General features: G+C 67.1%; 21 protein-coding genes and 1 pseudogene. 8 read left to right on the top strand and 14 right to left on the bottom strand.

Annotated features, from left to right (window positions below):
• Positions 1-16 precede the first annotated feature (16 nt).
• Both lgt and QZ609_RS07540 read right to left on the bottom strand, forming a co-directional pair.
• Positions 17-928 carry a prolipoprotein diacylglyceryl transferase gene (gene lgt, locus QZ609_RS07545; RefSeq protein ID WP_295492802.1) on the bottom strand — a complete coding sequence of 304 codons (912 nt, stop codon included), beginning with the start codon at positions 926-928 and terminating at the stop codon, positions 17-19.
• 22 nt (positions 929-950) lie between these two features.
• Positions 951-1,883: a LysR substrate-binding domain-containing protein gene (locus QZ609_RS07540; RefSeq protein WP_295492800.1), complete on the bottom strand. Its 933-nt coding sequence runs from the start codon at positions 1,881-1,883 to the stop codon at positions 951-953.
• A 133-nt stretch (positions 1,884-2,016) separates the two neighbouring features.
• Here QZ609_RS07540 and ilvD point away from each other — a divergent pair, with 133 nt between their 5' ends.
• Positions 2,017-3,690, top strand: a complete 1,674-nt coding sequence (ilvD, locus tag QZ609_RS07535; protein WP_295492798.1) for a dihydroxy-acid dehydratase — start codon at positions 2,017-2,019, stop codon at positions 3,688-3,690.
• 48 nt (positions 3,691-3,738) lie between these two features.
• Here the strand turns inward: ilvD and QZ609_RS07530 are convergent, their stop codons facing one another.
• A complete protein-coding gene (locus QZ609_RS07530; protein WP_295492796.1) occupies positions 3,739-4,716 on the bottom strand; it encodes a LysR family transcriptional regulator in 978 nt (325 codons plus the stop codon).
• Between the two features lie 78 nt (positions 4,717-4,794).
• Here QZ609_RS07530 and QZ609_RS07525 point away from each other — a divergent pair, with 78 nt between their 5' ends.
• From QZ609_RS07525 to rhmD, 4 genes and pseudogenes are all read left to right on the top strand, one after another.
• A complete protein-coding gene (locus QZ609_RS07525; RefSeq protein WP_295492794.1) occupies positions 4,795-5,661 on the top strand; it encodes a fumarylacetoacetate hydrolase family protein in 867 nt (288 codons plus the stop codon).
• Positions 5,661-6,431 (top strand): SDR family NAD(P)-dependent oxidoreductase, encoded by a 771-nt coding sequence (locus QZ609_RS07520; protein WP_295492792.1) that lies wholly within the window; start codon positions 5,661-5,663, stop codon positions 6,429-6,431. The genes QZ609_RS07525 and QZ609_RS07520 overlap by 1 nt, the downstream gene beginning before the upstream one ends.
• A gap of 84 nt (positions 6,432-6,515) precedes the next feature.
• Positions 6,516-7,823 (top strand): MFS transporter, encoded by a 1,308-nt coding sequence (locus QZ609_RS07515; RefSeq protein ID WP_295492790.1) that lies wholly within the window; start codon positions 6,516-6,518, stop codon positions 7,821-7,823.
• Positions 7,824-7,858: 35 nt separating this feature from the next.
• A pseudogene (gene rhmD, locus QZ609_RS07510) lies at positions 7,859-9,034 on the top strand (L-rhamnonate dehydratase); the annotation flags it as partial.
• Positions 9,035-9,104: 70 nt separating this feature from the next.
• On the opposite strand, the gene QZ609_RS07505 reads toward rhmD, so the two are convergent.
• Genes QZ609_RS07505 through QZ609_RS07495 form a run of 3 tightly spaced genes read right to left on the bottom strand, consistent with a single transcriptional unit; the run spans position 9,105 to position 11,480 of the window.
• A complete protein-coding gene (locus QZ609_RS07505; RefSeq protein ID WP_295492788.1) occupies positions 9,105-9,524 on the bottom strand; it encodes a DUF2486 domain-containing protein in 420 nt (139 codons plus the stop codon).
• On the bottom strand, positions 9,521-9,949 hold the full coding sequence (locus QZ609_RS07500; protein ID WP_295492786.1) for a DNA polymerase III subunit chi: 429 nt from the start codon (positions 9,947-9,949) through the stop codon (positions 9,521-9,523). The genes QZ609_RS07505 and QZ609_RS07500 overlap by 4 nt, the downstream gene beginning before the upstream one ends.
• A 22-nt stretch (positions 9,950-9,971) precedes the next feature.
• Entirely contained in the window at positions 9,972-11,480 is a 1,509-nt protein-coding gene (locus tag QZ609_RS07495; RefSeq protein ID WP_295492784.1) for a leucyl aminopeptidase, read from the bottom strand.
• A 112-nt stretch (positions 11,481-11,592) separates the two neighbouring features.
• On the opposite strand from QZ609_RS07495, the gene lptF reads away from it, so the two are divergent.
• From lptF to QZ609_RS07480, 3 genes are read left to right on the top strand one after another with little or no spacing between them, the layout of a single operon-like run.
• Positions 11,593-12,711, top strand: coding sequence for an LPS export ABC transporter permease LptF (gene lptF, locus QZ609_RS07490; RefSeq protein WP_295492782.1), 1,119 nt, complete (start codon positions 11,593-11,595; stop codon positions 12,709-12,711).
• The gene (gene lptG, locus QZ609_RS07485; protein WP_295492779.1) at positions 12,711-13,904 is read left to right on the top strand and encodes an LPS export ABC transporter permease LptG; all 1,194 of its coding nucleotides are present in this window, start codon (positions 12,711-12,713) and stop codon (positions 13,902-13,904) included. Before lptF ends, lptG begins: the two co-directional genes overlap by 1 nt.
• On the top strand, positions 13,904-14,275 hold the full coding sequence (locus QZ609_RS07480; protein WP_295492777.1) for a CbiX/SirB N-terminal domain-containing protein: 372 nt from the start codon (positions 13,904-13,906) through the stop codon (positions 14,273-14,275). The genes lptG and QZ609_RS07480 overlap by 1 nt, the downstream gene beginning before the upstream one ends.
• Positions 14,276-14,291: 16 nt before the next feature.
• On the opposite strand, the gene QZ609_RS07475 is transcribed toward QZ609_RS07480, so the two are convergent.
• From QZ609_RS07475 to QZ609_RS07440, 8 genes are all read right to left on the bottom strand, one after another.
• A complete protein-coding gene (locus QZ609_RS07475; RefSeq protein WP_295492775.1) occupies positions 14,292-14,693 on the bottom strand; it encodes a 5-carboxymethyl-2-hydroxymuconate Delta-isomerase in 402 nt (133 codons plus the stop codon).
• Between the two features lie 28 nt (positions 14,694-14,721).
• Positions 14,722-14,847, bottom strand: coding sequence for a hypothetical protein (locus QZ609_RS07470; protein WP_295492773.1), 126 nt, complete (start codon positions 14,845-14,847; stop codon positions 14,722-14,724).
• 214 nt (positions 14,848-15,061) lie between these two features.
• Positions 15,062-15,877: a uroporphyrinogen-III C-methyltransferase gene (gene cobA / locus QZ609_RS07465; RefSeq protein WP_295492771.1), complete on the bottom strand. Its 816-nt coding sequence runs from the start codon at positions 15,875-15,877 to the stop codon at positions 15,062-15,064.
• A 57-nt stretch (positions 15,878-15,934) separates the two neighbouring features.
• Positions 15,935-17,242 (bottom strand): sulfate adenylyltransferase subunit 1, encoded by a 1,308-nt coding sequence (locus QZ609_RS07460; protein ID WP_295492769.1) that lies wholly within the window; start codon positions 17,240-17,242, stop codon positions 15,935-15,937.
• Positions 17,243-17,244: 2 nt separating this feature from the next.
• Complete coding sequence (gene cysD, locus QZ609_RS07455) at positions 17,245-18,195, bottom strand: sulfate adenylyltransferase subunit CysD (protein WP_295492768.1); 951 nt, start codon at positions 18,193-18,195, stop codon at positions 17,245-17,247.
• 9 nt (positions 18,196-18,204) lie between these two features.
• Positions 18,205-19,008 (bottom strand): phosphoadenylyl-sulfate reductase, encoded by an 804-nt coding sequence (locus QZ609_RS07450; protein WP_295492766.1) that lies wholly within the window; start codon positions 19,006-19,008, stop codon positions 18,205-18,207.
• A 106-nt stretch (positions 19,009-19,114) separates the two neighbouring features.
• A complete protein-coding gene (locus tag QZ609_RS07445; protein ID WP_295492764.1) occupies positions 19,115-19,672 on the bottom strand; it encodes a DUF934 domain-containing protein in 558 nt (185 codons plus the stop codon).
• Positions 19,673-19,690: 18 nt separating this feature from the next.
• Positions 19,691-20,724 (bottom strand): nitrite/sulfite reductase (locus QZ609_RS07440; RefSeq protein ID WP_295492761.1); only part of this gene is annotated, 1,034 nt, incomplete at its 5' end.

Here is a 20,724-nt window from a genome sequence, read left to right as displayed (position 1 = left end):
CTGAGTTCGACGCGGTCTAGGCGTGTGCCTGGGCTTGCGCGTCGTTGCCGTTGTGGCCGGCGCGTCGATAGGCCCACACCAGTATCGCCACGCCCGCCAAGATCATCGGCAGCGACAGCCACTGCCCCATCGACAGGTTCATCGCCAGCAGGCCGAGGAAGTTGTCCGGCTCGCGTGCGAACTCCGCCAGGAAGCGGAAGCAACCATAGCCGAGCAGGAAGGCGCCCGACACCGCGCCCATCGGTCGTGGCTTGCGCGCGTACAGCCACAGCAGGATGAAGAACAGCACGCCCTCGCCCGCGAACTGATAGAGCTGCGACGGGTGGCGCGGCAGCATGTGGTACTGGTCGAACACGGCCTGCACGCCGCTCGTGATGGCCTGCTGGGCGTGCGAGGCGAGCCACGCCTGGTCCTCGCCCTGCGCCTGCGGGAACAGCATCGCCCACGGCAGGTTGGGCGACGACACACGGCCCCACAGCTCGCCGTTGATGAAGTTGCCCAGGCGCCCCGCGGCCAGCCCGCACGGCACCAGCGGCGCGATGAAGTCCGTCACCTGCATCCACGAACGACCGCGTAGACGCGCATACAGCATCATCGCGATGACCACGCCGAGGAAGCCGCCGTGGAAGGCCATGCCGCCCTCCCACACCTTGAAGATGTCGAGCGGGTGAGCGAGGTACCAGTCGGCCTTGTAGAACAGCACATAGCCCAGGCGCCCGCCCAGGATCACGCCGAGCACGCCGTAGAACAGCATGTCGTCGAGATCGCGGCCGCTCCAGCCTTGTGCGGCGATGTGCGGCTGGCGCGTGCGCAGCCGGCCGAACCACAGGAACATGATGAACGCCGCCAGATACATCAGGCCGTACCAGCGGATGGCGAGCGGCCCCAGGTGCAGGGCGACGGGATCGAATTGCGGATGGATGAGCATGAATCCTGGGGTGTCGAACGAATCAGGTTTGGTTGTCTTTGTGCTGCCGGGCGACCGCCTCGGCGCTGGCCACGAACCACGGCAGCACCGGCGAGGCCGCATCGCGCCGCCACACCAGACCGGTCTCGATGAACGGGCTCGGCGCGGCGAGTTCCAGATAGACCACGCCGGTCCGCTGCAGGTTGCATAGCGATGCGGGCACCAGCGCCACGCCCATCTCCGCAGAGACGAGGCTGACGATGGTCTGCATCTGGATGGCTTCCTGGCCGATGCGCGTTGCAGTGTCCCCACCGCCGTGCGCGGCATGATAGCCGGTAATGATGTCATACAGCGCAGGCGCGGACCGGCGCGGGAAGATGATGAGCGGCTCGGCCGCCGCATCGGCCAGCGCGATGGGCTGCCCGGGGGCCACGCCCCACTGCGCGGCACGCGAGGCCGGCACCGCCAGCACCAGCCGCTCACGCACCAGTGGCCGATAATCCAGCTCACCGGGAACAGAGCCCGCGTGATGCGCGATCACCACGCCCGCATCCACCTCATCGGCCAGGAGCGCCTCGATCTGCACGTCACTGGTAGCTTCACGCAACTGGAGCTGCACATCGGGCCGCGCGTCACGAAAGTGCCGTAGCACCGCGGGCAGGATGCCGTAGTCGGCCGTGCTGACGAAGGCCAGCGACAGCGAGCCCACCTCGCCGCGCGCCAGCCGCTGGGCCAGCGCAGGCAGCGCGGCAGCTTCGGCCAGCACGCGGCGCACCTCGACCAGCCAGCGCGCGCCCACCGGCGTGAGCGCTACCGAACGCTGCGTGCGGTGGAACAACGTCACGCCCAGCTCCTCCTCCAGCGCGCGGATCTGCTGCGACAGCGGCGGCTGCGTCATCGCCAGGCGCTCGGCGGCGCGGCCAAAATGGAGTTCCTCGGCGACGGTCACGAAGTAGCGGAGCTGGCGCAGGTCCATGGGTGTGATTGATAGTTTTTCCGACTCAATAATCGCTCAATAATATATTTGACACGCCATTTGTCCAGCGGCATTCTGTGCCCCACACAGTTTCCTCAGAACGATATTTCCCCGATCCCCACGGAGGACCACCATGCCGGACAACAAGCGTTCCCAGAACATCACTCAGGGCGTGGCCCGCTCGCCCAACCGCTCGATGTACTACGCGCTGGGCTACAAGAAGGAAGACTTCAGCAACCCGATGATCGGCGTGGCCAACGGCCATTCGACCATCACGCCGTGCAACTCGGGCCTGCAGAAGCTGGCCGACGTGGCCGTGGCGGCCGTGAAGGAAGCCAAGGCGAACCCGCAGATCTTCGGCACGCCGACCATCTCCGACGGCATGTCGATGGGCACCGAGGGCATGAAGTTCTCGCTGATCTCGCGCGAAGTCATCGCCGACTGCATCGAGACCTGCGTCAACGGCCAGTGGATGGACGGCGTGGTCGTCATCGGCGGCTGCGACAAGAACATGCCGGGCGGCATGATCGCCCTCGCCCGCACCAACGTGCCGGGCATCTACGTGTACGGCGGCACCATCAAGCCGGGCCACTGGAAGGGCAAGGACCTGACCATCGTGTCGTCGTTCGAGGCCGTGGGCGAGTTCACCGCCGGCCGCATGAGCGATGAAGACTTCGAGGGCATCGAGAAGAACGCCTGCCCGTCGAGCGGCTCGTGCGGCGGCATGTACACCGCCAACACGATGAGCTCGTCGTTCGAGGCGCTGGGCATGTCGCTGCTGTATTCGTCGACCATGGCCAACCCGGACCAGGAGAAGGTCGACAGCGCCGCTGAATCGGCCCGCGTGCTGGTCGAGGCCGTGCGCCGCGACCTCAAGCCGCGCGACATCATCACGCGCAAGTCGATCGAAAACGCCGTGGCCGTGATCATGGCCACCGGCGGCTCGACCAACGCCGTGCTGCACTACCTTGCGATCGCCCACGCCGCTGAAGTGGAATGGACCATCGATGACTTCGAGCGCGTGCGCCAGCGCGTGCCCGTGATCTGCAACCTGAAGCCGTCGGGCCAGTACGTGGCGACCGACCTGCACAAGGCAGGCGGCATCCCGCAAGTGATGAAGCTCCTGCTGAACGCCGGCCTGCTGCACGGTGATTGCATCACCATCACCGGCAAGACGCTGGCCGAAGAACTGGCCAACGTGCCGGACCAGCCGCGCGCTGATCAGGACGTGATCCTGCCGATCGAGAAAGCGCTGTACAAGGAAGGCCACCTGGCCATCATGAAGGGCAACCTGGCCGAGGAAGGCGCCGTGGCCAAGATCACCGGCCTGAAGAACCCGGTCATCACCGGCCCGGCCCGCGTGTTCGAGGACGAGCAAAGCGCCATGACGGCCATCCTGGGCGACCAGATCAAGGCCGGCGACATCCTGGTGCTGCGCTACCTCGGCCCGAAGGGCGGCCCGGGCATGCCGGAGATGCTGGCCCCGACCTCGGCCATCATCGGCAAGGGCCTGGGCGAATCGGTGGGCTTTATCACCGACGGGCGCTTCTCGGGCGGCACGTGGGGCATGGTGGTCGGCCACGTCGCGCCGGAAGCGTTTGTGGGCGGCACGATTGGTCTGGTGCAGGAAGGCGACTCGATCACGATCGACGCGCACCAGCGCCTGCTGCAACTGAACGTGGCGGACGATGAGCTGGCGCGCCGCCGCGCTGCGTGGAAGCAGCCGGCACCGCGCTATACGCGTGGCGTGCTGGCCAAGTTCGCGCAACTCGCTGCGCCGGCCAGCAAGGGCGCGGTCACGGGCTGATCGGCCTTTGCCTGCATTACGAGAGAACCCGCCACATGGCGGGTTTTTTCATGCGTGCGCGCCGTGTGTCGCGTACTTGCGCAGCAGCGCGCAAAACGCCTGCGCCGGCTCGCTGAGCACGTCTTCACGCCGCGTGAGCACGCCAAAGCCCGTGAGCTTCTGCCCCACCGCCAGCGGCAACTCGCGCAGCAGCCCCGCCTTCAGGTAATCGCGCACGACGGACTCCGGCAGCATCGCCACCGCCTCGCTGGTCTGCAGCAACTGCAGCGTCGCGAAGATCGAGCCGCACTCCACCACGTTCCCCGGCGAGGGCAGCCGCGCATCGCCGAACTCCGATTCCAGCACCTGCCGCGCCGGGCTCGACACGGGCTGCATGATCCACGGCCACGCCAGCAAATCGGCTAGCGCGACGTCGCCCTGCCCCGCCAGCGCATGCTCGGCCCGCACCACCAGCCGCAACGACTCGTTGGCCAGCGGCTCGAAATCGAACTCGTTGTGCTGCTGCAGGCTGGCGAAGCGGCCGACGGCCAGTTCGATCTCGCGGCGCTCCAGCAGCGCGGCCACCTGGTCGCTGGTCTCGCCGAGGATGCGCACGTTCAGGCGCGGCCGCTCGGCCTTCAGCTCGGTGACGGCGTGGGCGATCAGGTCCGGCGCGGCGCCCATGATGGCGCCTACCACGAGCTGGCCGAAGCCGCCTTGCCGTTTCAACTCCAGGTCTTCCAGGAAGCGCTGCAGGCCCGCGCGCGTCTGCGTGGCATAGGCCACCACCTCCTGCCCGAGCGGCGTCGGCCGCATGCCACGCGGGAGGCGCTCGAACAGCGGGAAACCAAACGCCTCCTCCACGTCCGCCAGCAGCTTGGTCGCCGACGGCTGCGTCACGTGGATCACCGCGGCCGCCTGGTGCAGGTTGCCCAGCGCGCCGATCGCCTCCAGCAGCGTCAGGTGTTTGACGCGCAGCCGCTCGATCCGCGACGAGGAGCGAATCCGCCGACCACCCTGCCATTCCAATTTGGAATCAATCTCCATTGTTTTTCGATTTGAGAGCTATCGCACCGCTGAATATAGTCGGAAGCCAAGTCACACCACAACCACCTAGGAGACCGCATGAAACTCGTGCGCTATGGCGAACCCGGCCAAGAACAACCCGGACTGATCGACGCCCAGGGCGTGCTGCGCGACTTGTCCGCGCATGTTGACGACATTGCCGGCGCGGCGCTCGGCGCGAACGAATTGTCACGATTGCGCGGCCTGCCGATGTCGGTACTGCCCGCCGTGCCCGGCACGCCGCGCCTGGGGCCGTGTGTGGGCCGCGTCGGCAAGATGATCTGCGTGGGCCTGAACTATTCCGACCACGCTGCGGAATCTGGCATGGCCGTGCCCACCGAGCCGGTGCTGTTCACCAAGGCGGTGAGCGCCATCGTCGGCCCGAACGACAACGTGGAGATCCCGCCGGGCTCGGAGAAGACCGACTGGGAAGTCGAACTCGGCGTGGTGATCGGCAAGGCCGGGCGCTATCTCAGCAAGGCCGAGGCGATGGACCACGTGGCCGGCTACTGCGTCGTCAATGACGTGTCCGAGCGCGCCTATCAGCTCGAGCGCGGCGGCACCTGGGACAAGGGCAAGGGCTGCGACACCTTCGGCCCGCTCGGCCCCTGGCTCGTCACTCGCGACGAGGTGCCCGATCCGCAGGCGCTCGATATGTGGCTGGAGGTGGACGGCAAGCGCTACCAGGACGGCAACACGCGCACGATGATCTTCGACGTGCCGACGCTGGTCTCGTACATCAGCCAATTCATGAGCCTGCAGCCGGGCGACGTGATCTCCACCGGCACGCCGCCGGGCGTCGGCATGGGCCAACAGCCGCCGGTGTATCTGCACGCGGGCCAGACCATGCGCCTGGGCATCGCCGGCCTGGGCGAGCAGGAGCAGCGCGTGGTGCACGCCCTGACCGGCGCCAAGGAGGCCGCGTAATGAACCAGATCGACCTGACCGGCCGCGTGGCCGTCGTCACCGGCGGCGCGCGCGGCATCGGCTATGCGGTGGCCGAGCGCGCGCTCAAATCAGGCGGCTCGGTGGCGCTGTGGGACATCGATGCCGAGCGCCTCGCGCAAGCCAAGGAAGCGCTGGCTGCGCCGTTCAATGGCAAGGCCGTCGAGCGCATCTCCACCCACGCGCTGGACCTCGCCGACGAGGCCGCCGTCAACGCCGCCACGCAACAAACGCTCGCTCTGCACGGCCGCATCGACGTGCTCGTCAACAACGCCGGCATCACCGGCGGCAACGGCGTGACGTGGGAACTGGCGCCCGACGTGTGGCGCCGCGTGATCGACGTCAACCTGATCGCGCCTTACCTCACCTGCCGCGCCGTGGTGCCGCACATGCTGGAGCGCGGCTACGGACGCATCGTCAACGTGGCGTCCATCGCCGGCAAGGAGGGCAACCCGAACGCTTCGCACTACAGCGCGTCCAAGGCGGGGTTGATCGGACTGACCAAGTCGCTCGGCAAGGAAGTCGCGGGCAAGGGCATCCTCGTGAACGCCGTCACGCCGGCCGCCGCGCGCACGGAGATATTCGATTCGATGGCGCAGAGCCATATCGACTTCATGCTCTCGCGCATCCCGATGGGCCGTTTCCTGCATGTCGACGAGGCCGCCGCGATGATCGCGTGGCTGAGTTCCGAGGACTGCGCCTTCAGCACCGGCGCCGTGTTCGACCTGTCCGGAGGCCGCGCCACCTACTAGCCGCACGCTGCAACCTCTTCGGCCGCGCGGGCGGCCATCCCGGCATCGGGGGACACACGCCGAGCCACCCCAAGGAGACAAACCATGACCCTGCAGCAAACCGACGCGCTCGACGGCGCGGTGGCCAAGGCCATCCGCCGGCTGGTGCCCTTCCTCCTGCTGATGTACGTGCTGGCCTTCCTGGACCGCGCCAACATCGGCTTTGCCAAGGCGGCGTTCCAGGCCGACACGGGCCTGTCCAACGCCGCGTATGCCTTCGGCGCCGGCGTGTTCTTCATCGGCTATGCGCTGCTCGAAGTGCCGAGCAACCTGATCCTGCATCGCGTCGGCGCACGCGTGTGGATGTGCCGGATCATGGTGACGTGGGGCCTCGTCTCCGCCGCCATGATGTTTGCGCATACCGAGACGGCGTTCTACTGGCTGCGCTTCCTGCTGGGCGTGGCGGAGGCCGGCTTCTTCCCCGGCGTCATCTACTACCTGACGCAATGGTTCCCCGCCGCCTCGCGCACGCGGGTCATGGGAATGTTCTATTTCGGCGCGCCGCTCGCGTTCATCGTAGGCGGGCCGCTGTCAGGCTGGCTGCTGGAGCTGCACGGCGCGGCGGGCCTGGCCGGCTGGCAGTGGATGTTCCTGATCGAAGGCGCGCTGGCCTCGGCGGTGGGCGTGTGGGCATTCTGGTATCTCGACAACCGGCCGGACGATGCCGCGTGGCTCACGCCTGCCGAGCGCCAGGCGCTGTCCGCCGCCATCGCGCGCGAGGAACACGCCAAGCACGCGCACGGCCCGCGCAGCGTGCTGGCCGCGCTGTGCAACGCACGCATCCTCTACCTGTCGCTGATCTACGCACTGATCCAGATGAGTGTGTACGGCGTCACCTTCTACCTGCCGACGCAGGTGGGCTCGCTGCTCGGCCAGAAGGTCGGACTGATGGTCGGCGTGGTGACGGCGATCCCGTGGCTGTGTGCGCTGGTGGCGGCGTTCTTCATCCCGAGGCTGGCGAGCCAGCACGGGCAGCACCGCGGCTACGCCGTCGTCACCCTCATGGTGGCCGGTGCCAGCATCGCGGTCTCGGCGGGTCACACGCCGATGCTCTCGCTCGTGGCGCTGTGCTTTGCAGCCGCCGGTTTCATCGCCGTGCAGCCGTTGTTCTGGACCTTTCCCACCGGCTACCTCGGTGGCGCCGCAGCCGCTGGCGGCATTGCGCTGATCAACTCGCTGGGCGCGCTGGGCGGCTTTGTCGCGCCCAACGTGCGCGCCTGGGCTGAACAGGCGTTCGCGTCTACGCAGGCCGGGCTGTACGTACTCGCCTGCACCACCCTCGTCGGCGCGGCGCTGATCGCGCTGATGCACCGCCGGCCCGACGCCACCCTGGCACCGCGCCACGCGCATTAGTTCTCGCTTTCCCTTCGCACTCGCAGGAGTCTCCCATGAGCATGCCCACCATCCGCCACGTCCGCGCCTTTACCGTGCGCGGCGGCGGCGCCGATTACCACGACCAGGGCGAAGGCCACTGGATCGACGACCACATCTCGACGCCGATGTCGCGCTACCCCGAGTACCGCCAGAGCCGGCAGTCGTTCGGCATCAACGTGCTCGGCACGCTGGTGGTGGAGATCGAAGCCAGCGACGGCACGGTCGGCTTTGCCGTCACGACCGGCGGCGAGATCGGTGCGTTCATCGTCGAGAAGCATCTGGCGCGCTTCCTGGAAGGCCGCCGCGTGACCGACATCGAGACGATGTGGGACCAGATGTTCCACGCCACGCTGTACTACGGCCGCAAGGGCGTGGTCATCAACACCATCTCGGGCGTGGACCTGGCGCTGTGGGACCTGCTCGCCAAGGTGCGTGGCGAACCGGTGCACCAGTTGCTCGGCGGCCCGGTGCGCGACGAGTTGCAGTTCTATGCGACCGGCGCGCGACCGGACCTGGCCAAGCAGATGGGCTTCATCGGCGGCAAGCTGGCGCTGCAGCACGGCCCGGCGGAAGGCGAAGAAGGCCTGCGCAAGAACCTGGCAACGCTGGAAACCATGCGCAACCGCGTCGGCGACGATTTCTGGCTGATGTGGGATTGCTGGATGAGCCTGGACGTGCCCTACGCCACGCGCCTCGCGCAGGCCGCGCATGCATACGGCCTGAAGTGGATCGAAGAAGCCCTGCCGCCCGACGACTACTGGGGCTACGCTGCGCTACGCAAGAACGTGCCGCGCGGCATGTTGGTCACCACGGGCGAGCACGAAGCCACGCGCTGGGGCTTCCGCATGCTGCTGGAAATGGGCTGCGCCGACATCATCCAACCGGATGTAGGCTGGTGCGGCGGCATCACCGAGCTGATCCGCATCTCGGCACTGGCCGATGCACACGGCGCGATGGTCGTGCCGCACGGCTCATCGGTGTACAGCTACCACTTCGTGGTGACGCGCCACAACAGCCCGTTTGCGGAGTTCCTGATGATGGCGCCCAAGGCGGACAAGGTGGTGCCGATGTTCACGCCGCTGCTGCTCGATGAGCCGGTGCCGGTGAACGGACGCATGCCGGTGTCGGCGCTGGATAAGCCGGGTTTTGGCGTGCGGTTGAATCCGGCGTGCGAGCTGCATCGCCCGTACACGCACGAACCGGCAGCGCGCGCTGCGGTATCGCTGCCGGGCAAGGCAGCCGTCGCGGCTCAGTGAGCGATCAACGCTGAGGCGGCTTGCGCTGGGCGGCGAGTGCGTCGTCCAGCGCGGCGCCCAGCCAGTCCATCAGGCGGGCTTCGAGCGTGCGCGTGAGGTCTGCGGCCAGTTGCTCGGTCAGCAGGGACAGGCGCGACTCCAGCGCCGCGCGGCATTGCGCCTCGATCAGCGCCGGCCATTCAGACTGAAAACGCCACATCACCTCACCCATCACGCGCGCGGCGTCGGTGCCAGCGGGCGGCATCGCCGAGGTTGGCACGAGGCCCTGCTCACGCAAGGCGGGCGGCACGACGGCTGCAGCCGCAGCGGGCTGACGGGACGAAGCCGGAGCCGGCGGCGCAACCTCCAGCGGAGCGTCGTCCAGATCGACGATCTCGGTCAGGACCGGGATGTTGTTGTCCGCAGGGGACCTAGGGTCTGTCATGCACGCCCCACGTCGTGATGTTGGATCGGGTAGCCGCGGTCGCGGTAGAAGCGGAAGCGATCGCGCGCAGCGGCGCGGTCGGCATCGTCATCGCCGACGATCTCGATCAGCCGGGCAAAGCGCGCGAACAGCGGCGGCGGCTCGGCCGACAGGTTGACCAGAATGTCGTGATGCGGCGCGTCGTCCAGCGGCTCGGCGGCATCGGCCAGCAGGATCGGCGTCTGGTCTGCGAGCGGATGCCGCAGACCGCAGTGCGGCAGAAAATCGAGTTGGCTGAAGGTCCACAACTGCGTGTCGAACGCTTCCAGCGCGGCGCGATCCCCCACCACGATCACCTTCTGGCCCGCGCCGTAAGCCTTGCGCACGAGCCGGCAGGCATAGGCCAGCTTGCCGGGCACGTTGCTGTGGAAATCGACGCGGGTCATCGGGTGTAGTGCTTCAGGCGCATCAGGCGCGATCCATCAGGAAACGCGTCAGCAGCGGCACCGGGCGGCCGGTGGCGCCCTTGGCCGCACCGCTCTTCCAAGCCACCCCGGCGATGTCCAGGTGGGCCCAGTCGTACTTCTCGGTAAAGCGCGACAGGAAGCAGGCCGCCGTCACACTGCCGGCCGGGCGGCCGCCGATGTTGCCCATGTCGGCAAAGTTGGACTTGAGCTGCTCCTGGTATTCCTCGTCCAGCGGCATGCGCCAGGCGGTGTCGAGCGATTGCTTGCCGGCCGCCACCAGCGCATCGGCCAACGCATCGCTGCGGGCGTACATGCCGGTGTTGACGTGGCCCAGCGCGATGATGCAGGCGCCGGTCAGCGTCGCCACGTCGATCACCACGGCCGGCTTGAAGCGCTCCACGTAGGTGAGCGCATCGCACAGGATCAGGCGGCCTTCGGCGTCGGTGTTCAGGATCTCGATGGTCTGGCCGGACATGCTGGTAACCACGTCGCCCGGTTTGGAGGCGATGCCACTCGGCATGTTCTCGCAGGTCGGCACCACGGCAATGACGTTCTGCTTGAGCCCCATCTCGGCCACGGCGCGCAGCGTACCCAGCACCGAGGCCGCGCCGCACATGTCGTACTTCATCTCATCCATGCCCTCGCCCGGCTTGAGCGAGATGCCGCCCGTGTCGAAGGTGATGCCCTTGCCCACCAGCACCACCGGCGCCTGCTTGACGGGGCCGCCCATATAGCGCAGCACGATGAACTGCGGCGGTTCGACGCTGCCCTTGGTGACCGACAGGAAGGCGCCCATCTTCAGCGCTTCCATCTGCTTGCGGCCGAGCACCTCGACCTTCAGCTTGAAATCCTTGGCGATCTGGCGCGCGGTGTTGGCCAGGTACGTCGGCGTGCAGATGTTGGACGGCAGGTTGCCCAGGTCACGCGTCAGGTCCATGCCGTTGGCGATGGCGGTGCCGCGCGTGGCGGCCACGGCGGCCGCCTTGGCGTCGGCCGCCGGCACGGTCAGCACGACCTTGCGCAGGCCGCCGTTGGTCTTGTCGCGCTTGCTCTTGAGTTCCGGATGGCGCTCGATGAAGCGGTAGCTGGCTTCACGGATGAGCGTAACGGCGGTCAGCACGGCCCAGGCGGTGTCCTTGTCGCGGGCGGTGTGCTCGGTGAGCGCCCAGGTCACGTTGGCGGCCTTGGTGCCAGCCAGCGCGCGCAATGCGGTGCGCACGGCTTCGGCGTAGGCGCGGTCGGCGAAGTCGGCTTCCTTGCCCAGGCCGACCAGCAGCACGCGGGCGGCGCCCAGGCCAGCCACTTCGTGCAGCAGCAGCGAGGTGCCGCGCTTGCCTTCAAAGTCGCCCAGCTTGACCAGGCGGCCGACCAGGCCCTTGGTGGCCACGTCCAGCGCCTTGGCGGCGCCGGCCAGGGTCTGCGACTCGAACAGACCGATCACGAGGCAATCGCTTTTGGCCGCCAGGGCGCCCGCTTTGGCCCAGTCCAGGGCTTTTGTGCTAAATTCCATCGCGCTTCTCTCTATGAGGCGAGTCAACGAAAGCCCACATTATCCGCGATTTTTCGCGGTGGCTCCGGCAAGACGTTGCCGGGTTGACCATCGCCCCCCATCCCGCATCCGCATGATTTTTGAACAAGCCCTGCGACGCGAGCTGTCCTTCACCGCCGGCGCCGTCTTCCTCGTGCTGCTGACGTTCATGCTGACCACGCTAGTGATCCGCATTCTCGGCATGGCCGCCAACGGCGAGGCCAATCCGAACGACGTCCTGCTCCTCATCGGCCTGGCCACGCTGGGCTACCTTGCGATCCTCCTGTGCGCCACGCTCTTCATCTCGGTGCTGCTGGTGCTCACGCGCTGGTACAAAGATTCCGAGATGGTGGTGTGGTTCAGCTCCGGCATCAGCCTGACCGATTTCGTCCGCCCGGTGCTGCGCTTCTCGGCGCCGTTCATCGTGCTGGTGGCGCTGCTGGCCCTGTTCGGCTGGCCGTGGGCCAACCAGCAGAGCGCGCTGTTCCGTGACCGCTTCGAGCAGCGCGACGTGCTGTCGATGATCTCCGCCGGCCGCTTCATCGAACCGGCGCACGGCAACTACGTGCTCTTCATCGAAGGCGTGGATTCGGGCATGAAGCACGCCCGCAACCTGTTCGTCGCCAACGCGGAAGCAGACAAGATCGGCGTGGCGCTGGCCAAGACCGGCGAGTTCCAGACCCAGCCCAACGGCGACCGCTACGTCGTGCTCGACAAGGGCCGCCGCTATGAGGGCACGCCCGGCAAGCTCGACTACCGCATCGTCGAGTTCGACAAGTACGGCGTGAAGGTCGCCAACAAGCCGCCGCAGACCGACGCGAGCCTGCCCACCAAGAGCCGCTCGACCGCCGACCTGCTCGCCAACCCGACGCCCGAGAACCTGGGCGAGCTGGTCTGGCGCATCGGCCTGCCGCTGCTGGCGCTGAACTTCGTGCTGATCGCCGTGCCGCTGGCCTACGTCAACCCGCGCCTGGGCCGCTACACGCCGATGATCTTTGCCGTGCTGATCTACCTGACGTACTCCAACCTGCTGAACCTGTCGCAAGCATGGGTCGCCCAGGGCAAGATGAGCGCGATGCTGGCCTGGTGGCCGCTGCACCTGGCGGCGTTCGTCTGTGCGATGCTGCTGTTCCGCTTCCGCCAGAACAGCGCAGCCGGCCTGAAGGGCTTCTTTGCCCTGTTCGGTCTTGCATCGAAGAAGGCGGGCGCGTGATGAAGATGCCGGTCTACGAGAAGTACTTCGCGCGCCAGATCTACGGCGTGTTCGTCTTCATCCTGTTTGCGGTGCTGGCGCTGTTCATCTTCTTCGACATGCTGAGCGAGCTGGGCTCGGTGGTCGGGCGCTACACCACGCTCATCGCGTTCTTCCACGTGATGCTGCAGGCACCCACGCGCGTGTATGAGGTGATTCCGGTCGCCGCGCTCATCAGCGCCATCTACGTGTTCTCGCAGATGGCGAGCCAGTCGGAGTTCACCATCTTCCGCGTGGCGGGGCTGGATACGCGGCGTGCGCTGCTGTCGTTGTTCAAGATCGCGCTGCCGCTGGCGCTGGTGACCTACGCCTTCGGCGAGTTCATCGGACCGAAGTCGGAGGAATATGCGCAGAAGGTGCGGCTGGAGGCCCTGGGCGCCACGGTATCGTCCGACTTCCGCTCGGGCGTGTGGGTCAAGGACCGCGGCCCGGCCAAGCCCGATGGCACTGGCGGCGAGATGACGCGCTTCGTCAACGTGGGTGCGCTGCAGCCGGACCAGACCATCAAGGGCCTGCGCATCTACGAATTCGATTCGGACTATCGGCTGAACTCGATCCGCGTGGCACAGCAGGGGCGCTACCTGGGGCACCAGCGCTGGGAGCTGAACGATGTGACGCAGACGCGCTTCATCGAATTCGAGCGCAAACCCGCCGCCGCCACGCCGCAGGACACCATCCAGGCCGCGCCCGGCGCACCCGATGCCCTGGCGCCCGACTTCCGCGGCGAGCAGACCAAGCTGCCCACGCAGGAGATGCACTCCGAGCTGACGCCGCAGATCCTCTCCGTGCTGATGGTCACGCCGGATCGCATGGCGACGTTCGACCTGTTCCAGTACATCCGCCACCTGCGCGACAACAAGCAGGACACGCAGCGCTACGAGATCGCGCTGTGGAAGAAGGTGGTCTACCCCTTCACCGTGCTGGTGATGATGGCGCTGGCCCTGCCCTTCGCCTACCTCCATGCGCGTGCCGGCGCGGTGGGCCTGAAGGTGTTCGGCGGCATCATGCTGGGCCTGTCGTTCCAGCTGGTGAACAACCTGTTCTCGCACGTCGGCCTGCTCAATACGTGGCCGGCCATCTTCACCGCCATCGTGCCGGGCGCCTTGTACCTGGCCTTCGCCCTGGTGGCGCTGCGCTGGGTGGAGCGCCACTGATGGCCGCGCGCGCGCTCGTGCTGTTTGCGCATGGCGCGCGCGATGCTCGCTGGCGCGAGCCGTTTGACCGCCTGCGCGAGCGACTCATCGCGCAACAACCTGCGGTCGACATCCGCCTCGCCTTTCTTGAACTGATGACGCCCGACCTGCCGGGCACGATCGACGACCTCGCCGCCGACGGCGCGCAGGATGTGACGATCGTACCGGTGTTCTTCGGCCAGGGCGGCCACCTGCGGCGCGACCTGCCGGCGCTGGTCGAGCGTTGCGCGCAAGCGCACCCGGCCCTCTCCATCCGCTGCGCCGAGGCCGTCGGCGAGGACGACGCCGTGCTCGACGCCATCGCTGGCTATTGCATGCGCCAGCTCGGCTGATCTGCCCCTTCGGCCGCTATTGCGGCTCGACCTCGCGCTCGAAACGCCCGTGTACGTTGTTCTCGACATGGAAGCCGTGCGTGTCGAACTCCACCAGCTCCAGCGTCAGGCCGAGATAGCGGCGCGCGAACACGTCTGCCAGATGCGCCCGCAAGCCGGCAAACAGGGCCTGGCACACCGGCCCCGTCACCGCCTTCGGCCTGCCCGCCCTGATGCGGAAGGTCACGTGGATGAAGGCGTCGTCCTCGGTGCCATCGGCCATGCGGTATTGGTCCAGGCGCAGCGCACGCGTGCGGATACCGCCTGTGGGAAACACATCCGCATGGTCGATCAGCACGGCATTGAGCACGCGCATCAGCTCGGGAATGCGCGCATCGGCTTCGACGTTGGCCGTGTACTCGATGATGACGTGGGGCATTGCAAGCGGAGAAAGGTTCGGATCGGGATCAGCCCGCCACCGCGTCGGCTTCGTCCGACGACCCCGCCTCCAGCGCATCCACCCTGCGCGCCAGGCGGCCGAGCGACGGCGCGCGCTGCACGCAAACATCCCACTGCGTCGATGCACTCGTCAAGCGATGCGCCGACAGCACACCCTCAGCCAACTGTGGAGCGATCAGACGCACCGGCGCAAACCCCCGGCCCGAATACCGGGCGGCGCTGCGCAGCCTGCGCCCGATCGTCGATCCGGTGCGGCCGCGGCAGGACGCGCCACAGGCATTCCGTGCGATGGAAGCCGGGAAGGTGTTGGGGAAGGTGAGGCCGACCTTCTGAGCGCCGCTCAGGGGCTCAGGCGGCTAGGACGTGGGGCTCGCTGGGGAGGGCTTCCGGCGCGGCCGCCGATGCGCGGGCGGCAAACGCGTCGCCGATCATCAGCAGGCTCGGGTGGTCCGGATTGATCCACGCGGCAGCGGCGCCATCGGCCATCTGCTGCAGCGTGAAGCAGGCCGAGCGCTGCTCGGGCGTGGTGGCGGCCTCGACCACCCAGGCGGGCGTCGACGGCGCGCGCCCTCGCGCGATCAGGTCAGCAGCGATGGAAGCCGCCTGGTCGCGGCCCATGTAGTAGACCAGCGAATCGGCCTGCACAGCTGGCTCTGGCAATCCAGACGTTGGGCCCTCGGGCTGCGGCGTATCCGGATCGGCGGCCTTGGCCTGCGTGACGAAGGCGACGCTACGGGCGACGCCACGCTTGGTCAGCGGCTGGCGGATCGCCGAGGCCGCCGCCAGCGCAGCGGTGATGCCGGGCACGACTTCGTACACGATGCCGGCGGTTTCGAGCGCCTGCAGCTCCTCATCGGCACGACCGAACAGCATGGGGTCGCCGCCCTTGAGGCGCACCACGCGCTGATACTTGGTCGCCAGGTCGACGAGCTGGCGGTTGATGAAGCGCTGCGCGGTCGAGCGCTTGCCGCAGCGCTTGCCCACCGCAATCAGCACCGCCTGCGGGCAATACTGGAAGACCTCGGGCGAGACCAGTGCGTCGTGCAGCACGACCTCGGCTTCGCCCAACAACCGTGCACCGCGCACCGTGATGAGGTCCGCGGCGCCAGGGCCTGCACCAATCAGGCTCACGCGGCCCAGAGTTTTGCCAGTCTTCGCTTCCATTTGCCTAGCTTCCTTTGCTTTTTCCCGCGGGGCGCAGCTTACTGTGCCCCATCTGCCTCAGGAAAATGCACGGATCATGCCTGCTGCCACGGTGTGATGCGTGGCTTCATCCACCAGGATGAACGCGCCAGTGGCCGGGTTGTCGCCGTAGGCATCGCACACGATCGGCTTCTGCAAGCTGATGCTGACGGTGCCGATGTCGTTGAGCGCAATCTGCTTGCGGCCAGTCTCGTGCGACAGCGTGTGCACGTCCAGCACGCGCTCCACCTCCGACACGCGCGCGAACACGGTGGCGGTGGTGTGCTTGAGCACGTACTTGCGGGCCGGGTTCAGCTCATGCTCGTCGAACCAGCACAGGTCGGCTTGCAGCTTCTTCGCGGCGTTGGCGGCGGTGGTCGGGGTGGCGACGATGGTATCGCCGCGCGAGATGTCCACGTCATCGGCCAGGCGCACGGTGATGGTCTCGCCGGGGCCAGCGGAATCGGCCGCGCCATTGGGCGTCAGCACTTCGGCAACCGTCGTTTCGCGGTTGGCGGGCAGCACGCGCACGGCCTGGCCGACGCGCACGGTGCCGGCTTCCACGCGGCCCATGTAGCCGCGGAAGTCGTCCGCCTGCGAGCCATCCTGGCGCGCCACGAACTGCACCGGGAAACGCAGCGCATCGTCGCCGGCCGGGGCGGTGTCTTCCACCTTCAGGTCTTCCAACAGCGCCAGCAGCGGCTCGCCCTGGTACCACGGCATGGCTTCGGACGCGTGCACGATGTTGTCACCGCGCAGGGCCGAGACCGGCACGTAGCGCACGTCCTTCAGACCCAGCTGGGCGGCCAGCGCGTCGTAGGCGGTGCGGATCTCGTTGAAGCGCGCTTCGCTGTAGTCGACCAGGTCCATCTTGTTGATGGCCACGATCACATGCTGCAATTCCAGCAGCTTGACGATGGCCGAATGGCGCTTGGTCTGCGCCAGCAGCTCGGTCTTGCCGTTGGTGGTGGTCACGCGCGTGGCATCGATCAGGATGATGGCGGCGTGCGCGGTCGAGGCGCCCGTCACCATGTTGCGCGTGTACTGCTCGTGGCCCGGCGTGTCCGCGATGATGAACTTGCGGCTGGCGGTCGAGAAATAGCGGTACGCCACGTCAATCGTGATGCCCTGCTCGCGCTCGGCTTCCAGGCCGTCGGTCAGCAGCGAGAAGTCGATCTGCTCACCGGCGGTGCGCTTGTTCTTGGCATTGGCCAGCGCTTGCAGCTGGTCGGTCAGCACGGCCTTGCTGTCGTACAGCAGGCGGCCGATCAGCGTGCTCTTGCCGTCGTCGACCGAACCGGCAGTGATGAAGCGCAGCAGGCCTTGGTGGGATGCTTGGTTCGTCATGATCAGAAATACCCTTCCTTCTTGCGCTTTTCCATCGACGCCTCGCTGGTCTGGTCGTCCATGCGCGTGGCGCCGCGTTCGGTGATCTCGGTCACAGCCGTCTCGGCGATGATCTCGGCCGGCGTGGCGGCGGTGCTCGCCACCGGGCACGTGCAGCTGATGTCGCCCACCGTGCGGAAACGCACCGACAGCACCTCGCTCACATCACCATCGGCCTTGGGCGTGATCGGCGTGACTGGCACCAGCAGGCCGTTCTTGCGCACCACTTCACGCTGGTGCGCGTAGTAGATCGGGGGCAGCGCCAGGTTTTCGCGGGCGATGTACTGCCACACGTCCAGCTCCGTCCAGTTGGAGATCGGGAACACGCGCATCTGCTCGCCGCGCGACATGCGGGCGTTGTACAGGCTCCAGAGTTCCGGGCGCTGGGCCTTCGGGTCCCACTGGCCGAACTCGTCGCGGAACGAGAAGATGCGTTCCTTGGCGCGGGCCTTCTCTTCGTCGCGGCGGGCGCCGCCCATCAGGGCGTCGAAGCCGTGCGATTCGATGGTCTCCAGCAGCGTGACGGCCTGGGCGGCATTGCGCGAATCGGTTTCCTTGCGCAGGCGTACGGTGCCGCGCTTGATGGAGTCTTCCACGTGGCCGACCACCAGGCGCGCGCCCAGCTCAGCAACGCGCTGGTCGCGGAAGGTGATCACTTCCGAATAGTTGTGGCCCGTGTCGATGTGCACCAGCGGGAACGGCAGTTCGATCTCACGGTCGCCCAGGCGGAAGGCCTTGAGCGCCAGGTGCAGCATGACGATCGAATCCTTGCCGCCGGAGAACAGCAGCGCCGGGTTGCGGCACTCCGCCACCACCTCGCGGATGATGTAGATCGACTCGGCTTCCAGCCAGTCGAGGTGGTCGTTCTGCATCGGCGTCAGTGCCGTGCCGGGGATCTCGCTCATCACTCCCATGATCATTCCTTAGCTCTTTTGCGACAGATTCGTCGCGTGCAAACCGCATTCCTTGCTATCGCGCGACTCCCACCACCAGCGGCCGGCGCGCACGTCCTCGCCGGCGCGCACCGCACGGGTGCAGGGCTCGCAGCCGATGCTGGGGTAGCCCTTGTCGTGCAGCGCGTTGGTGGGCACCGCATGCTGTTCCAGATAAGCCCAGACTTCGGCCTCCGTCCAGTCGAACAGCGGGTTGTACTTGGCGATGCCGCGCGCGTCGTCGTCTTCGACGAACGGCAGGTCGGCGCGGGTGACGGCCTGTTCACGGCGCTGGCCGGTCAGCCAGGCATCGGCATCCTTCAGCGCACGATTCAGCGGCACCACCTTGCGGATGTTGCAGCATGCCTTGCGCAATTCAATGCTGTCGTAGAACGCGTTCAGGCCGTGGTCGCGCACGTAGGCTTCCACCGCGCGGGCGTCCGGCGTGTATTGCTCGATCGCGTAGTCGTAACGCTCGCGGATGCGGTCGAGCATCGCCAGCGTCTCGGCATGCAGGCGACCGGTCTGCAGCGTGAAGATCGGCAGGTGCGCGCGCACGGCCTCGGGGCTGCGCAGGATGGCGTCAGTCACGACCATGTCTTCGGCGGCCAGGCTGGTGGCGAACTTCGCCACGCCGTGCTTGGCAGCGATCTCGGCCAGACGCTCGAACAGCGCGGCGGCCTTGACAGCCAGCGCCTCAGCGGTGCCGGTGTAGACCGGGCGCGACCACAGCACCGGGCGGCCGATCATGGACACCGGCACTTCCGACACGGCGATGTCTTGCGATTCGCTCATGCTCTCGCCTCCGACCACACGTCGTAGATCGCACCGCAATGGTGTCGGCGAGCGGTGGTATTCGCGGTCGTGCGCATCCCCGCTACGCGGGGCCCCTGCTTACTGCTCATACCACCCCCGCTTGGCTTGCGCGGTCGCGCCGGAACAGCGGGCGCGGCTCGTCGATGGCGCCCTGGTACAGCACGCCGATCTCGCCGAAGCCGTTCAGGGCATCGTCGATGCTCTTGTCGGCATGCACGGCGAAGGCGTCGAAGCCGCAGCGCTTCATGAAGGTCAACTGGTCGCGCAGCACGTCGCCGATGGCACGCAGCTCGCGCGTGAAGCCCAGGCGTTGGCGCAGCAGGAAGGCGGTGCTGTAGCCACGGCCGTCGCGGAAGACCGGGAAGTCCACCGCCACCAGCGGCAGACTCGCCAAATCGGCCTGCAGCGCGAACGGCTCGTCGTCCGGGGCCAGCCACACGGCCAGCGTGCCGGCGCGGGCGCGGGTCAGCAGCGCGTCGCGGTTGGCTTCCCAGTAGGCCAGCGGCACGATGGCGTGCGTGGCGGCGTCCACGTCGGCTTGGGTCAGCGCGCCGCCCGCCTCACCCTCAGGGGCGCGCAGCACGGTCCATTCATCGGCCACGATGGCCGGGGTGCCGCTTTGCAGCTTGATGATCTTGCTCATGTTCGTTTCCCCTCGGGCTCAGGCCGCCTGCTTCACACTTTGGGCATACACGCGTTCCTTGAACGGAGTCATGCCGATGCGGTTGTAGGTATCGATGAAGTGCTCGTCTTCCACGCGGTTGGCCACGAAGGTGTCGATGATGCGTTCGATCACGTCGGGCATCTCTTCGGCCTTGAACGACGGGCCGATCACCTTGCCCAGCGCCGAGTCGTTGCCCTGCGCGCCGCCCAGCGACACCTGGTACCACTCCTCGTCGGCCTTATCGACACCGAGGATGCCGATGTTGCCGACATGGTGGTGGCCGCACGAGTTGATGCAACCCGAGATGTTGAGCGACAGCTCGCCCAGGTCGTACACGTAGTCGAGGTTGTCGAAGCGCGCCTGGATGGCCTGCGCGATCGGGATCGACTTGGCATTGGCCAGCGAGCAGAAGTCGCCGCCCGGGCAAGCGATGATGTCGGTCAGCAGACCGATGTTGGCGGTGGCCATGCCGTGTTCCTTGGCCAGTTGCCACAGCGCGAACAGGTCGTGCTTCTTCACGTCCGGCAGGATCAGGTTCTGCTCGTGCGCCACGCGCAGCTCGCCAAAACCAAAGCGCTCGGACCAGCCGGCCACCAGCGCCATCTGTTCGGCGGTCGCGTCGCCCGGAGGCAGCGCCACGCCCGGCTTGAGCGACAGCGTCACCGATGCGTAGCCCGGCACGCGGTGTGCATGTACGTTGCGGCTGACCCAGCGCGCGAAGGCCTTGTTCTCGAGCAGTGCGGTTTCGTAGGCAGCGTCGGTGTCGGCCAGCTTTTCATAGGCAGGCGGCGCGAAGAACGGCGCCACGCGCTCAAACTCGGCCTGCGTAATCGTCGACGGGCCGTCCTTGATCTGCTGCCACTCTGCTTCCACCTGGCGGGCGAATTCTTCCGCGCCGATGGCCTTCACCAGAATCTTGATGCGCGCCTTGTACTTGTTGTCGCGGCGGCCGTAGCGGTTGTACACGCGGATGGCCGCCTCGATGTACGACAGCATGTGCTGCCAGGGCAGGTCTTCCTTGATGATCGCGC

The organism is uncultured Ralstonia sp., from assembly GCA_913056305.1.
Classification (GTDB): domain Bacteria; phylum Pseudomonadota; class Gammaproteobacteria; order Burkholderiales; family Burkholderiaceae; genus Ralstonia.
This window is presented reverse-complemented; position numbering and strand designations above follow the sequence as displayed.